Annotated in this window: 13 protein-coding genes; 5 read left to right on the top strand and 8 right to left on the bottom strand. The window is 52.8% G+C overall.

Annotated features, from left to right (window positions below):
* Positions 1 to 35: 35 nt before the first annotated feature.
* Complete coding sequence (locus tag EHN13_RS01320) at positions 36 to 1448, bottom strand: aminotransferase-like domain-containing protein (protein WP_124020754.1); 1413 nt, start codon at positions 1446 to 1448, stop codon at positions 36 to 38.
* 177 nt (positions 1449 to 1625) lie between these two features.
* Between EHN13_RS01320 and EHN13_RS01315 the strand changes: the two genes are divergently transcribed.
* From EHN13_RS01315 to EHN13_RS01300, 4 genes are all read left to right on the top strand, one after another.
* Positions 1626 to 1790, top strand: coding sequence for a DUF1127 domain-containing protein (locus EHN13_RS01315; protein ID WP_071887315.1), 165 nt, complete (start codon positions 1626 to 1628; stop codon positions 1788 to 1790).
* Between the two features lie 146 nt (positions 1791 to 1936).
* Entirely contained in the window at positions 1937 to 2401 is a 465-nt protein-coding gene (locus EHN13_RS01310; protein ID WP_003019178.1) for a MarR family winged helix-turn-helix transcriptional regulator, read from the top strand.
* A 6-nt stretch (positions 2402 to 2407) separates the two neighbouring features.
* The gene (locus tag EHN13_RS01305) at positions 2408 to 3475 is read left to right on the top strand and encodes an HlyD family secretion protein (protein ID WP_101743003.1); all 1068 of its coding nucleotides are present in this window, start codon (positions 2408 to 2410) and stop codon (positions 3473 to 3475) included.
* The gene (locus EHN13_RS01300; RefSeq protein ID WP_124020753.1) at positions 3465 to 4526 is read left to right on the top strand and encodes a DUF2955 domain-containing protein; all 1062 of its coding nucleotides are present in this window, start codon (positions 3465 to 3467) and stop codon (positions 4524 to 4526) included. The genes EHN13_RS01305 and EHN13_RS01300 overlap by 11 nt, the downstream gene beginning before the upstream one ends.
* 91 nt (positions 4527 to 4617) lie before the next feature.
* Here the strand turns inward: EHN13_RS01300 and EHN13_RS01295 are convergent, their stop codons facing one another.
* The 4 genes from EHN13_RS01295 to btsT form a co-directional block, all read right to left on the bottom strand.
* On the bottom strand, positions 4618 to 5196 hold the full coding sequence (locus EHN13_RS01295) for a hypothetical protein (RefSeq protein ID WP_124020752.1): 579 nt from the start codon (positions 5194 to 5196) through the stop codon (positions 4618 to 4620).
* A gap of 597 nt (positions 5197 to 5793) precedes the next feature.
* On the bottom strand, positions 5794 to 6750 hold the full coding sequence (gene yjiA / locus EHN13_RS01290) for a GTPase (protein WP_124020751.1): 957 nt from the start codon (positions 6748 to 6750) through the stop codon (positions 5794 to 5796).
* A gap of 12 nt (positions 6751 to 6762) precedes the next feature.
* Positions 6763 to 6957 (bottom strand): YbdD/YjiX family protein, encoded by a 195-nt coding sequence (locus tag EHN13_RS01285; protein ID WP_003830038.1) that lies wholly within the window; start codon positions 6955 to 6957, stop codon positions 6763 to 6765.
* Positions 6958 to 7070: 113 nt separating this feature from the next.
* Positions 7071 to 9221, bottom strand: coding sequence for a pyruvate/proton symporter BtsT (btsT, locus tag EHN13_RS01280; RefSeq protein WP_121585445.1), 2151 nt, complete (start codon positions 9219 to 9221; stop codon positions 7071 to 7073).
* A gap of 355 nt (positions 9222 to 9576) precedes the next feature.
* On the opposite strand from btsT, the gene tsr reads away from it, so the two are divergent.
* A complete protein-coding gene (tsr, locus tag EHN13_RS01275; protein ID WP_048212794.1) occupies positions 9577 to 11238 on the top strand; it encodes a methyl-accepting chemotaxis protein in 1662 nt (553 codons plus the stop codon).
* Here the strand turns inward: tsr and EHN13_RS01270 are convergent.
* The 3 genes from EHN13_RS01270 to EHN13_RS01260 all read right to left on the bottom strand — a co-directional run bounded on the left by EHN13_RS01270 (position 11235) and on the right by EHN13_RS01260 (position 14292).
* A complete protein-coding gene (locus EHN13_RS01270; protein WP_124020750.1) occupies positions 11235 to 11750 on the bottom strand; it encodes a GNAT family N-acetyltransferase in 516 nt (171 codons plus the stop codon). The two genes, tsr and EHN13_RS01270, sit on opposite strands and share 4 nt — an antisense overlap.
* 52 nt (positions 11751 to 11802) lie before the next feature.
* Positions 11803 to 13164, bottom strand: a complete 1362-nt coding sequence (locus EHN13_RS01265; RefSeq protein ID WP_061067180.1) for an MFS transporter — start codon at positions 13162 to 13164, stop codon at positions 11803 to 11805.
* A gap of 213 nt (positions 13165 to 13377) precedes the next feature.
* Positions 13378 to 14292: a GntR family transcriptional regulator gene (locus EHN13_RS01260; RefSeq protein WP_003019148.1), complete on the bottom strand. Its 915-nt coding sequence runs from the start codon at positions 14290 to 14292 to the stop codon at positions 13378 to 13380.
* Between the last annotated feature and the right edge of the window lie 108 nt (positions 14293 to 14400).

Raw genomic sequence — 14400 nt, 5'->3', positions numbered from 1 at the left:
GCAATCGCCAGTCCGGTAGCACCGGGCGGTCTGATTTACTCCATTGCCGCCTTTACTGCTTCCCCGAGCTTTTGCATCACTTCCTGATGCTTCTCGTTGGGAGGCAACGCGCAGTTGATGCGCACACAGTTACGATACTTTCCGGATGCGGAGAACAGCGATCCCGGTGCGACCTGTATTTTCAACCGACAGAGCTGTTTAGCAACGCAGACCATATCGACCTGCTGCGGCAATTCTACCCACAGCATAAAGCCACCTTTTGGTCGGGTGACGCAGATCCCGCAGGGGAAGTACTCCCGTACCCAGCAGGTGTAGATCTCCATATTGCGCTGATAAATCTGGCGCATACGTCGGATATGACGATGGTAATGGCCTTCCCGCACAAAGGAAGCGGCCGCCAGCTGCGTGGCAGGAACGTTGGTGCCAATGACGGCGTACTTCATGTGCAGCAGTTTGTTGTAATAGCGACCGGGAACCACCCAACCGACGCGCAGACCGGGGGCGACGGATTTTGTAAACGAACTGCAGAGTATTACACGGCCGTCGCTATCCCAGGAGTGGATGGTGCGCGGCCGCGGATACTCTGTAGCCAGTTCACCATACACATCGTCTTCAAAAATGACGATGTCGTGACGCTGGGCGAGGGCGAGCACCGCCCGTTTACGCGCATCCGGCATAATGAATCCGAGCGGGTTGTTGCAGTTGGGAACCAGCAGCACACCTTTGATCGGCCACTGATCCAGCGCCAGCTCCAGCGCTTCAATGCTGATCCCGGTATCTGGATCGGTTGGGATCTCAATCACCTTGATCCCTAAGCCGCGCAGTAGCTGCATCGTGCCATAGTAGGCGGGTGATTCAACGGCAACAATGTCCCCAGGCTGGCAGACCGTCAGCAACGCCAGCGACATTCCGCTCTGACTGCCGCTGGTGATCACAATATCATCTGCATTAACCACCGAACCGCTGTCCAGCATCAGGCGCGCAATCTGACTGCGCAGTTCACGGCACCCGGAGATTTCATCGTAGCCCAAAATCGCTTTCAGATTATGCTGCGCCACGCGGCTTAACTCGCGCCAGAGCGTCTTCAGGCTGGGTTGATTGATATCGGGCACGCCACTGCTGAAAGGCGTGATGGATTTGTCCGCGTTGCCTTTCAGCATATCCAGCACCTGATCCCACTGGGTTATCTCCACTGGACGCTGGACCGGTCGCGACATCAGCGGCACCGGAGGCTGCGCTTTTTGCGGCGCGACAAAGTAGCCGGAACGTGGCTGGGGGGTGATCAACTGACGCTGTTCCAGCGTCTGATACGCCTGCTGAACGGTGCTGATGCTGACCCCGTGCTCCTGGCTCAGGCTGCGTACCGAAGGCAGTTTTTCGCCATGGCGATACAGCCCTTGCTCAATGCGTTCGGCCAGCAGATTGGCCAGATGTTGGTAACGGGTCATGCTGTATCCCTCATGGGTACCATACAGATTAAAAAACCAGTACAGATTGGCGTAATTAATGCGATGCAGAATCCTTTTTAACCAATCTGTATGTTAAAGAAAAGTACTTTGTGAGTCTGTATTGTGCCTGGCCAAATCCGTGAAGATAAAGCCTCTGGCAAGACGGGGAGGCAAGGTATGGAATTTCACGAAAATAAAGCAAAGCAGCCGTTTATTGGATTTGTGCAGATCTGGCAGGTGATAAAACGCTGGCATTTGCGGGCGCAAACGCGGCGCTTATTGCAGCAGATGAGCGACGAGCGGTTGCGGGATGTCGGGCTGCGACGCGATCAGGTGGAGTGATTTTTCTTCACCAACAAAGGCCGGGGGCTACCACCCGGCCTCTTTTGTATTCATGGTATTTATCAATTCATGCTTCTGATTAGTCTGTTTCTTGATACTTACCCTGATAAGTATTATTTTCTTCTCAGCGATGAGGGGAAGGATACATGACTGAAGATGAACTGTTTGCCCGCCGCCCGATGGGGATGCGCATGGCAATGGTGGTGCGCCAGTGGCGGGCCATTATTGATGCAGCCATTACCGACACTGGCCTGACGCAGTCAAGCTGGACGGTACTGATGCAGCTGTATCAACTGGGAGACAACGTCTCGGTCAGTGAACTGGCAGAGGTGCAGGGTATTGAACTGCCGCCGCTGATGCGCACCCTCTCACAGCTGGAAAAGCACGGCTATCTGCTGCGTTCCACATCGCCTTATGACAAACGCATTCGCCTGCTCACGCTGACCGAGCAAGGCCGCGCAAGGCTGGAAGAACTAAACCGGGTGATTGAGAACTACCAACATCGCGTCACGTGTACCATCCCCGAAGCGGAGCTTGCCGCCTTCAGCTCGACCTTAAATCAACTCGCCTGCAATTTGCGGACAATCCGCGAAGAAGACAATCAACACTAAAAAATTATGATGACCCCAGAACAAAAATTTGCCCGTTGGGTAAGGGTGAGTATTGCCGCTTTCCTGGTTATATTCGCCTGGTTTATCGTTGCCGATATCTGGATCCCGCTGACGCCGGACTCCACGGTGATGCGTGTGGTAACGCCTGTTTCCTCACGCGTATCCGGCTACGTCTCGCAGGTGCATGTACATAACAATAGCCAGGTGAAAAAGGGCGATTTGCTGTACGAACTGGATCCGACGCCGTTTATCAATAAGGTCGAAGCCGCGCAAATCGCCCTTGAGCAGGCAAAGCTGAGCAACCAACAGCTGGATGCGCAGATCGCCTCTGCGCGTGCCAATCTGCGCACCGCGCAATTCAACGCCCGGAACGACAAGACCACCTTTGACCGCTATCAGCGCCTGAGCGCCATGCAGAACGTGTCGCAAGCCGATCTCGACAAGGTGCGCACCGCCTGGCAAACCAGCGAGCAGTCGGTGTCGGCGCTCAATGCCAGTATTCAGAACCTGCTGATCCAACGCGGCGAGCGCGATGAAAACCGCAACGTGACGCTGCAAAAATACCGTAATGCGCTGGAAGAGGCGCAACTGAACCTCGGCTGGAGCAAAGTGTATGCACAGACCGACGGCACGGTGAGCAACCTCCAGCTCAGCCCCGGACTTTACGCCATCGCCGCCACGCCATTGCTGGCGCTGGTCAGCCACCAGACTGATATTGTGGCCGACTTTCGCGAGAAAAGCCTGCGCCACACTAAAGTGGATACTGATGCCGCCGTAGTGTTCGACGCCATGCCGGGCAAGGTTTTCTCTGCCCGCGTCACCAGCAGCGATGCCGGTATTCTGGCGGGTCAGGAGCAGGTTAACGGCCAGCTGTCGCAACCGGAACAGTCTACCCGCTGGGTACGCGACGCCCAGCGTATGCGTATTCATGTCGCGCTGAACGAACCGCTCGACACGCCGTTGCCGACCGGGGCACGCGCCACGGTACAGCTGTACAACAGCGAGGGGATGTTCGCCCGCACCTTTGCCGGGGCGCAGATCCACCTTGTCAGCTGGCTGCACTATGTCTATTAACACCCTGGCCCACGTCTTTACGCCGCACGGGAATATTGTCTACACCGCCAATGATTTTCGCCAGACCCTGCGTATCTCGGTTGCCGGGACAATCGCGCTGAGTATCTCGACCTTTTACAACGTGCAGTACGGCGTGTTCTTTGTGGTTTATCCGCTGATGCTGCTGTCGCTGGTGCCGGTGTTCAACCGCCATGTGGCCAAACAGTTTGTGTTCAGCGCGGCGGTGAATTGCGTCGAAATGGTACTGATTGTCGGCTATCTCTCACAATGGCCGCTGATTATGACACTGGTGGTATTTGGCCTGTACGTGATGCGTTTTCGTTTGATGAGCAAAGGACCGCTGTTTCTGTTCGGCTCAATGGGCGTGGTGTGCCAGAGCACGATGCTCAACTTTATGAGCTATCCCACCACCAACTGGCATACGCTGATGTTCTCCAATATGGAAGCCTGCGTCATGGCGGTGGCGCTGAGCGCGTTGCTGCATTATCTGATCCCGGATGCAGAGCCCCGCCAGCCGCCGCCGCGCATTGAGAAAGATGACGCCCGGGTTCGCCACGAGTCGCTGCTTTCCGGTTCGGTGGCGACAATGATTTTTGTGGTCTTTCAGGTTTGTGACCTGAGCGATTCGCTGTCGGCGCTGATGGCGGGCATTTTGATCCTCTTTCCGATGCATTATCGCGGCGCGGTGTTGAGCTCTCTCTGGCGTGTGGTCGGCGTGGTGCTGGCTTGTCTGTACATTCTGCTGGTGCAACTGCTGGTGTATGATTTCAGCAACCATATGCTGCTGATGATGCCGCTGATTGGCCTCGGGCTGGCGTTCAGCGCCCGCCTGCATGTAATGGAAAAAGTCGGTGCGGGCGTGGGTTTTGCCAGTATCACCACCATCGGCATTATGTTCGGCCAGAACCTGCATCCGGACAGCGATCTGGTGTTCAGCGATCTCTACCGCATCACCTCCGTTACCGTCGCGCTGCTGGCCACGCTCACCTTGGTATTTCTGGTGCATCGCATCTTCAACTGTTTTGCGGCGACACGATTTGTGGTGGAGTGAAACATTACGTTTTAGGAGAGGGAGCGTCTCTCTCCATATTTTAAATAATACCTAAGCGGAATTAGATGTAAGTGAGAAAATCAATTATAAATTAAATTCTGTTGGATGGTAATAAATTATCGGGAAAATTGAATTTTTCCATCTGTATATGATTTTCTGGTTTATTTTCCGTAAGAATACATGATGTCGTATCCATTGAGCCAATCGGTGTATCGAAAAAAGGAATCATTCGAGAACGAGTGTATTTTTTAATTTCGCTCATTGTTTCTTGTGAGCAAATAAAAGCATAATCTTTGTTTTGAAATAGTGAATAGCCTTGCAACCATATTTGCCCATTGCTAGTGGTTTTTTTTATCCCTTTGTAATTATCTAACCAACTATCAGGGAAATCACCAGGGTTTATTTTAATCCAATGGTAATTATTATCACGCAAGCCTGCATAACTCATGCTGTAGTCATTGAGTTTTATAAATATACCACTAGCAAACATTGTTGTTGAATATACCAAGACTGAAACGCTAAATAATGCAATCATAACAATTTCTTTTATTTTTATTTTCTTTCCTTTAGTTATATACCAAACGACCGTTCCAATTGGTGTATATACTACTATTAGTCCAATTAGGAGTGTGAATATTCTTTCCGGGCGTTCATATTGCTGTAAAGACATATTATTGTATAATATGCTAAATATGAAAATCATAATGAAATTAATTAACAATGCAGTACAAAAGATAGTGAGGGAATTTTTTTCTGTTGGTATTGTTTTGAGATATATGATATAGCAACAGTAGAGCATTATGCAATAAATCGTCAATGGAATGGCAATGTCTCCAGGGACGCAACTTAACACTGCGAGAATAATGCTTAAAATAATGAATGAAAAAATAGTCGCTTTACTAAATAATCAATTTTATTGGCTTTTGTAGACCATGTAAATATAATTGAAGGTATGGATAAAAGAATGCCCCATTTGGTTAATATTAAACATATTGAGGCGAATACAGCGAGTAAGGTTGAAGGTGTTGATAGCGCAGAAGTAAGTAAACTAAGTTGGTTTATTCTACTTAAATAAATCCAAATACTAAAGAATCCGATCACCGCAAATAACATGCTTAGTTGCACGAGGTCAGTTATGAAAAATTTAAACTGTGGGCGAATTATTGAATATTTTTTGGTTTTCCTAAATCTGAAATGTATTCTTTCCATTTTACACACCCACAATATAATAAAATGCGGTGTAGAATATTAACACCGCTCTTGAATTCTACTTTTTCAACCCCGCAAACGCCGCTCTGATCTCGTCTTCCGGCAGATTGATGCCGATAAACACCAGTTGGCTGTACGGTTGTTCGTCGCCCCACGGGCGGTCCCAGTCGGCGCTGTACAGGCGCTGGACGCCCTGGAACAGCAGGCGGTTTGGCTCGCCTTCAATCCACAGCATCCCTTTGTAGCGCAGCAGCTTCTCGGCGGATTCCAGCAGCAGGTTTTCCATCACCCGGGATACGTCGCTGATGTTCACCGGGTAATCCAGTTCGACGACGATCGAGGAGATATCGTTCTGCTTGTCGGCGATAAAGTGGAAGCGCGGTTTGGCGCTGACCACGTTCTCTTCCAGCATAAAACCGTTGGTGTCGAACAGCAGCGAGAGATCGATATCGCCATGCGTGACGGTATACACCGGGGCGCGGGCGTTGATGCGCGCCAGGCGCTCTAGCAGTTTTTCGCTTTCGCCTGCCACATCGGTTTTGGTCAGCAGAATTCGGTCGGCATAGCCCACCTGCGACTGAGCGATGGTGAACTGGTTCATCTGTTCGTCGGCATGCACTGCGTCAACCAGCGCAATCACGCCGTCCAGCAGGTAGCGTTCGCAAATCACTTCATGGGAGAAAAAGGTCTGAATAATCGGGCCGGGATCGGCCATGCCGGTGCATTCGATCACCAGACGATCGAAATTGATGGTGCCTTTGTCGAGGTTGTCGAGCAGATCGAGCAGCGCGTCTTCCAGTTCGCTCGAACGGGTGCAGCAGATGCAGCCGTTGGTCAGGGTTTTGATCTGCGTGGCGCGATCGCCAATCAGCTGATCGTCCACCGAGACTTCGCCGAATTCGTTTTCGATAACGGCAATCTTGTAACCGTGCTGCTCGTTGAGAATATGGCGCAGCAGGGTGGTTTTACCCGCGCCAAGAAAACCGGTGAGTAGGGTAACTGCAATCGGGGTCATTCACTTCTCCTTCTAACAGCAACTGCTTCCGCCGCTACCGTAGCGGGCTTCCTGGCGCTCGCGGAAGAATTCTTCGTAGGTCATGTACGGCTTATCGGGATGGTTGGTCTTCATGTGCTCGACGTAGTTGTCGTAGTCCGGAATGCCAATCAGCATCTTCGCCGCCTGACCGAGATATTTTTTTGCCTGACCTAAAGTACCAAACATTCTGCCGTCCTGTTAATGAATAAAGCCGGATGGCGGCTTGCGCCTTATCCGGCCTACATACTGCGGCACTAAGTGATGTAGGCCGGGAGCGCAGCGCGCCACCCGGCTTCAGGTTAGTGGTGTGAAGAGGTCTTCACGCCGCCTTCCGGCACCGGTACATACGGCGTCTCTTTATCAGAGCGACCGTCGATGGCGCGGGCTTTCTGCCAGGTACGGAACCCGTAGAAAATGATGCTGTACACCACCACCAGGAACAGAATACTCAAGCCTGCGTTGGTGTAGTTGTTGACGACGATGTGGTTCATGTTGGCAATCTGCTGAGCGGTCAGTTCGCCGCCGTTAGCAATCTTCTCTTTGTACTGATTCGCCATGAAGAAGAAGCCTTCCATCTGTGGGTTGGTGCTGAACAGTTTCAGACCCAGCGCCCAGGTGGTGCAGATAAGCAGCCATACTGCCGGAACCACGGTAACCCAGATGTATTTGGTGCGCTGCATTTTAACCAGCACCACGGTGCCGAGAACCAGCGCCACGGCAGCCAGCATCTGGTTAGAGATACCGAACAGCGGCCACAGGCTCTTAACGCCGCCCAGCGGGTCAACAACACCTTGATACAGCAGGTAACCCCACAAGCCTACGCAGCCCGCAGTACCAATGATACCCGCAACCAGAGAGTCGGTTTTCTTCAGGAATGGAACGAAGTTACCCAGTAAATCTTGCAGCATAAAGCGGCCAGAACGGGTACCGGCGTCCAGTGCGGTCAGGATAAACAGCGCTTCGAACAGAATACCGAAGTGGTACCAGAAGCCCATGTCAGCCATCGGCAGCACTTTGTGGAACACGTGGGCGATACCGACAGCCAGCGTCGGTGCACCACCTGCGCGGTTCAGAACGGACGGCTCGCCAATGTCTTTCGCGGTTTGCAGGATCTGCTCAGGCGAAATCACAAAGCCCCAGGAGCTGACGGTTGCCGCTGCGTGTGCGGTAACGTCTTTCAACTGCGCCATAATCAGCGGCGCGTTCTCGCCACCCATTTCATGCAGGTTCGGCATGGTGATGCCAAGGCCCGCAGGCGGGGTGTTCATTGCGAAGTACAGACCCGGTTCGATGATGGACGCAGCAACCAGCGCCATAATCGCCACGAAGGATTCCATCAGCATCGCGCCGTAACCAATGAAACGCGCGTCGGTTTCACAGGCCAGCAGCTTCGGTGTAGTACCGGAAGCGATCAGCGCGTGGAAGCCAGATACCGCACCACACGCGATGGTGATGAACAGGAACGGGAACAGTGCGCCTTTCCACAGCGGGCCAGTACCATCAACGTACTGGGTCATCGCCGGCATTTTCAGTTCCGGGTTGAGGATAACAATCCCCACCGCCAGACCGACGATAACGCCGATTTTCAGGAAGGTCGCCAGATAGTCGCGCGGGGCGAGGATCAGCCATACCGGCAGCAGCGCAGAGATAAACGCGTAACCGATCAGGGTGAAGGTAATGGTGGTGTCTTTAAAGGTCAGCGCCGGGCCCCAGTACGGGTCGTGCGCAATCACGCCGCCGAAGTAGATGGAGGCAACCAGCAACACAATACCAATCACCGACACTTCGCCCACGCGTCCTGGGCGCAGGAATCGCATGTAGATCCCCATGAACAGCGCGATAGGTACGGTTGAGCAGACGGTGAACACACCCCACGGGCTTTCAGCCAGTGCTTTCACCACGATCAGTGCCAGTACCGCGAGGATGATGATCATGATTAAGAAGCAGCCAAACAGCGCAATGGTTCCCGGCACCGGGCCCATCTCTTCTTTGATCATCTCACCCAGAGAGGCGCCGTTACGGCGAGAAGAGATAAACAGCACCATGAAGTCCTGCACCGCACCGGCCAACACTACGCCAGCCAGCAGCCACAGCGTACCGGGCAGGTAGCCCATCTGCGCGGCCAGTACCGGCCCAACCAGCGGACCCGCACCGGCGATAGCGGCAAAGTGGTGACCAAACAATACGTTACGGTTGGTTGGAACGTAGTTCAGACCATCATTGTTGATGACCGCCGGCGTGGCGCGCGTCGGGTCAAGTTTCATCACCTTTTGGGCGATGTAGAGACTGTAGTAACGATAGGCCACCAGATAAACGGAGACAGAGGCGACCACGATCCACAGGGCGCTGATGTGTTCACCCCGACGTAATGCCACTACCGAGAGGCAGAATGCACCGATGATTCCGAGAATGACCCAGGGTATGTGCTTGAATATCTTTTTCGTATCCATAGTAAAACCTAATAATTGGCCGAGGCCGCTGGGGGGTTGATTGTGTGTTTGAGGAGATAAGTTGACTGCTATGTTGGGAGGATCTTGCCAGAGAGTTACGCGCGTAAAGTAAGGTAAATAAGTGAGTGGTTGTATGTCAGCTTAAGCGGTCCCAAGTGTCAGTGAGCGGTTCCTGGTGCCGGTGAGTGGGGATAATTATGTGATTGAGATCACTGATAAACGCCTTTAGATCCTGGGCTGACTGCGGGGATCGACGAATCGTCGATGCTGAGATCGATTCAGTTAGCACGAATTCCATAAAGTTTTCCCTTTCCAGGCCGAAAATTCTGACATCTGTCTAGCGGAAAGAGAAAACATGTTAAAACGAATGAAGATTGTTACCAGCTTACTGCTGGTATTGGCGCTATTTGGCGTTTTACAACTGGCCTCGGGCGGGTTGTTCTTTAACTCACTGAAGAATGACAAAGAGAACTTTACCGTTCTGCAAACCATTCGCCAGCAGCAGTCTGCGCTGAATGCCACCTGGGTTGAACTGCTGCAAACGCGAAACACCCTTAACCGGGCGGGTATTCGCTACATGATGGATCAGAACAATATCGGCAGCGGTGCGACCGTTGCTGAGCTGATGCAGGTAGCGAGCACGGCGCTGAAACTGACGGAAAAAAACTGGGCGGTTTATGAATCTCTCCCGCGTGACCCGCGTCAAAGTGAAGCCGCTTTCCAGGAGATCAACCGCACCTATGACATCTATCATGGTGCGCTGGCGGAGCTGATCCAACTGTTGGGTGAAGGGAAGATCAACGCATTCTTTGATCAACCGACGCAAAGCTATCAGGATGGTTTTGAGAAGCAGTATGTCAATTACATGCAGCAGAATGACCGTCTGTATGACATTGCGGTTGAAGATAACAACAGCTCTTACAGCCAGGCGATGTGGGTACTGGCGTGCGTGCTGATTACCGTGCTGGCGGCGATTGTTGCGGTCTGGTTCGGCATCAAACTTTCTCTTATCTCTCCGATGAACCGTCTGATTGACAGCATTCGCCATATCGCCAGCGGCGATCTGGTAAAGCGCATTGATGTAGAAGGGTCCAACGAGATTGGGCAACTGGCAGAAAGCCTGCGTCATATGCAGGGTGAACTGATGAACACCGTGGGTGATGTGCGTAATGGTGCTAACGCTATCTATAGCGGTGCCAGCGAGATTGCCATGGGTAACAACGATCTCTCTTCACGCACTGAGCAACAGGCGGCTTCTCTGGAAGAAACCGCGGCCAGCATGGAACAGCTGACGGCGACCGTGAAGCAGAACGCCGAAAACGCCCGTCAGGCCAGCCATCTTGCGCTGAGTGCCTCAGAAACGGCGCAGAAAGGCGGCAAAGTGGTGGATAACGTAGTGCAAACTATGCGTGATATCGCTTCCAGTTCGCAGAAAATCGCCGACATTATTAGCGTCATCGACGGTATTGCCTTCCAGACCAACATTCTGGCACTCAACGCCGCGGTAGAAGCCGCACGTGCGGGCGAGCAGGGCCGTGGATTTGCGGTGGTTGCGGGTGAAGTGCGTAACCTGGCCCAGCGTAGTGCGCAGGCCGCGCGCGAGATTAAGAGCCTGATTGAAGACTCGGTCAGCCGTGTGGATGTCGGTTCAACGCTGGTTGAAAGCGCCGGTGAAACCATGGATGAGATCGTCAATGCGGTAACCCGCGTGACCGATATCATGGGTGAAATCGCCTCCGCTTCTGACGAGCAGAGCCGCGGGATCGACCAGGTCGGTCTGGCCGTCGCCGAGATGGATCGTGTGACACAGCAGAACGCCTCGCTGGTGGAAGAATCCGCAGCAGCAGCAGCAGCGCTGGAAGAACAGGCCAGCCGTTTGACTCAGGCCGTTGCGGTGTTCCGTATTCAGCATGACCAACAGCGCGCGCGTGACGTTGCGGCCGCTAAACCGGTTTCAACGGTCCAGCCGCGTAAAGCCGCGGTAGCGGATGCCGGGGATAACTGGGAAACGTTCTAAGTAAGCATCAGGCGCATGGCGCAGCGTGATTCATACGCCAGTCCATGCGCCGCTTCCTCTTCTCTTTTCTGGCGCAACTTTGCAGGCAGCGTCTCTTCAGCCAACATTTCAAATCCCAGTCGCGCGTACAATGGCGCATTCCACGGCACATCGCGGAAGGTGGTCAGCGTAAGCGACGTATAACCTTTTGCGCGCGCCTGTTCGGCAACATAGTCAAGCAATCTGCGGCCAATGCCTTTTCCCTGCCACGCCTGATGCAGCGACAGTTCTGCAATAAACAGCGATGAATCCAGCGTTTCGGCGACTAAAAAGCCGACCGGATGCTCATCGGCCTGCGCCAGCCAGCTCAAGCCAGTGGCGGCAAATGCCTGATGCTGAGCAACTGATATAATCTGGTCATCAGCAATCCACGCCAGTTCCGGGATCTGTAAAAAACGTTGCCCCGCAGATCGTTCGATGGCGGGAAGCGCGGCTGCGTCTGCCAGAGTAGTAGCGCGTAAGGTGATGTTCATACGAGGAGCATAACATGCCCGATAAGCACGGTGTTATCGGGCATCTGGAGGATTAATCTTTACGTGGATCGCTAATGGGCTGGCGCACCAGGAAGATGTAGGCGAGAGCGCCCACCATGGTGACGCAGCCGCAGATGATCAGCGCCAGACGGAAAGAGTTGGTGGTATCAACAATAAATCCGGTGACGATCGGGGCGAATGACGCGCAGATGAAGCTGGCGAAGTTCTGGATGCTTCCCACGGAGGCGGTCATGCGTGAAGCCACCGCAACATGGATCAGACCCCAACAGGATGTTCCGGCGAAGTGGATGCAGAACAGCGCCATGCCGATCAGTAACACGGCGGCCATTGACGTTGTGGCCTGCGGCACAACGAAGGTGAAGGCCGCAGAACAGAACATCCCGGCAATAATACAAATCTTACGGCTCTTAATCGGCGCCATACCGCCTTTCACCAGCCAGTCGGTGACAAAACCGTTGATCAACATGCCGGCTGCGCCAAACAGGAACGGGATCGCCGCCATTAATCCGGTGCTTTTTAAATCCAGGTTATAGGAGGTTTGCAGGTAGCCTGGCAGCCAGGCCAGATATAACCATGCGGTGTAGTTGATGCCGCTAAAGCCCAGCATCATGCCCCACATCGTGCGATTGCGAAACAGGCTGCGCCATTCGGCAAAGCTCAGCGGATCGCGGCGGGCATTGACGCTACCGGCGTTCAGGTACGCTTGTTCCGTGGCGCTCAGCTCAATTTGCTCGCGGTTGCGATACAGCATGTACCAGCCGATGGCGAGGAAAATACCCAGCACGCCAATGGTAATAAACATCCAGCGCCAGCCCATTACCAGCATCATGGCAGCCAGAATCGGCGGGCTAATGGCAACCCCGATGGTGGAGGCGGCGTTGAATAATCCCATCGGGCGGCCGCGCTCTTTGATGTTAAACCAGTCGTTGATGACCTTTACGCCGCACGGGTTCATTGGCGCTTCGCCGATCCCCATCCCGATACGCACCAGCACAAACTGAGTGAAGCTGTGTACCATGCCGGACATCGCCTGAAACAGCGACCAGAAGAACATCCCCAGTCCGAGCATAATGCGCGGACCTTTGCGATCCAGCAGCGGGCCGCAGGGGAGCTGGGCAATACCGTAAGCGAGAGAAAAAACCGACAGCAGCACGCCGATTTGCGTGGCGCTCAGCCCCAGTTCTTCACGAATCGTTAAGTTAGCGACCGACAGAGAACTGCGGTCGAGATAATTAATTACCGCAGCAAGAAATAATAAAATCATTGCCGTGGTCTGAATACGTTTTATTCGGCTACTGCGTTGCACCATGCCTTCAGGCGGAACATTAATATCCGCAGATGACGACGTGCCAAACGAAGAACTCGGGTCGAGGGTAATATTATTTTTTTCCACGCCGGACTCCTGAACCTCAATAATTTATTATTCACACAGCCGGGCTGTGCAGTATTGAAAAAATACCAGTGATGAAACAATTTACTCATCACCGCTCACAAAATTTTTTAATGCAGTCGACTTAGCGTGAGCATAGGCAAGAGGTATTTTTCCGGCGTTTTTATTTTTATAAAATCGTGCTCCCGGTAATAGTTTGCTGTTTTTTATCGGTACTTAATGTGCTGCGCTATGACTTTGGTTGATGGAGCGAATCATCGATTGTTTGGCTGAATTCAAATGGTTACACAGCGCCAGGGTGGCATCCAGGTCGCTGCGGCAAATCAGCGCGCTGAGGATGGTCATATGCTCATCGATGGCAATGATGTTGCGCTGCTTAAGGTCGCTTTCATCCCACTGGTAGTGGAAGTGAAAAATCACGGAGATGATTTCAAGTGATTGATTGAAAAATATATTATCGGCAGCAGAGAGCAGTAAAGCATGAAACTCACGGTCTAACTGCGAGAACATACGAAAGCTGCTGCCGATGCTGTCGCGCAGGATCCGGTGGCGCTCGAGTAGCGTTTTTGCCTGCAGCCAGCGTGGGTCATCGTCGGGCAGATTGAGAAAATGCTGCAGGGAATGGGTTTCCAGCATTTCTCGCAGTTCAAACAGCTGCTCGGCGTAGGCCTGATCGAACTGCTTCATGCTCCACTGACCGCGTTTTTCGTTTTTTATCAGGTTGTAACGTTCGAATTTTAAAAGATATTCCCGTACCACTACCGGGCTTACCCCCGCGGCTCTGGCAAGCTGCAGTTCGGAGAAACTCTCGCCCGCGCGCAGCTGGCGCTGGTTGATCATGGTGAAAAACGCCTGCTCAAAAATCCGGTTTTGCTCGGTCATGGAGGCGGTGGTGCAGGCAAAACCGTCGTCATGGTCAGGTTTACGCACGATGACATAGTGGCTACCGACCTGGGTCAGCACCCCGCACTCGCCTAAGTGGCTCAGCATATGGCGCACAGTGGTGCGGCTGATGTTGTACATCTCCGCCAGCGCGCTTTGCGAAGGAAGTGGGGAAGGGATATGACCCCGCGCCATATCATCGATTATCTGGTTAATCACATTGTGGCGTAAGTTTTGTGAACGGCTCATGGCTTCTCCTTTTTGGATATTAAAACCCGATTTAAAACATTTTTATGCGCTGGAATTCACAGATTGTGTTTCTGCTTTCTCCGGATTTTTTATTTTCGTTGATATCTG

The organism is Citrobacter youngae, from assembly GCF_003818115.1.
Taxonomy (GTDB): Bacteria; Pseudomonadota; Gammaproteobacteria; order Enterobacterales; family Enterobacteriaceae; genus Citrobacter; species Citrobacter youngae.
Note: the sequence above shows the minus strand (reverse complement) of the source record. Positions and strands in the feature narration are given on the sequence as shown.

Excerpts from the sequence above, each read along its gene's own strand:
- EHN13_RS01320 (WP_124020754.1), bottom strand. The coding sequence starts at position 1,448 with ATGACCCGTTACCAACATCTGGCCAATCTGCTGGCCGAACGCATTGAG.
- EHN13_RS01315 (WP_071887315.1), top strand. The coding sequence starts at position 1,626 with ATGGAATTTCACGAAAATAAAGCAAAGCAGCCGTTTATTGGATTTGTG.
- EHN13_RS01310 (WP_003019178.1), top strand. The coding sequence starts at position 1,937 with ATGACTGAAGATGAACTGTTTGCCCGCCGCCCGATGGGGATGCGCATG.
- EHN13_RS01305 (WP_101743003.1), top strand. The coding sequence starts at position 2,408 with ATGATGACCCCAGAACAAAAATTTGCCCGTTGGGTAAGGGTGAGTATT.
- EHN13_RS01300 (WP_124020753.1), top strand. The coding sequence starts at position 3,465 with ATGTCTATTAACACCCTGGCCCACGTCTTTACGCCGCACGGGAATATT.
- EHN13_RS01295 (WP_124020752.1), bottom strand. The coding sequence starts at position 5,196 with ATGTCTTTACAGCAATATGAACGCCCGGAAAGAATATTCACACTCCTA.
- yjiA (WP_124020751.1), bottom strand. The coding sequence starts at position 6,750 with ATGACCCCGATTGCAGTTACCCTACTCACCGGTTTTCTTGGCGCGGGT.
- EHN13_RS01285 (WP_003830038.1), bottom strand. The coding sequence starts at position 6,957 with ATGTTTGGTACTTTAGGTCAGGCAAAAAAATATCTCGGTCAGGCGGCG.
- btsT (WP_121585445.1), bottom strand. The coding sequence starts at position 9,221 with ATGGATACGAAAAAGATATTCAAGCACATACCCTGGGTCATTCTCGGA.
- tsr (WP_048212794.1), top strand. The coding sequence starts at position 9,577 with ATGTTAAAACGAATGAAGATTGTTACCAGCTTACTGCTGGTATTGGCG.
- EHN13_RS01270 (WP_124020750.1), bottom strand. The coding sequence starts at position 11,750 with ATGAACATCACCTTACGCGCTACTACTCTGGCAGACGCAGCCGCGCTT.
- EHN13_RS01260 (WP_003019148.1), bottom strand. The coding sequence starts at position 14,292 with ATGAGCCGTTCACAAAACTTACGCCACAATGTGATTAACCAGATAATC.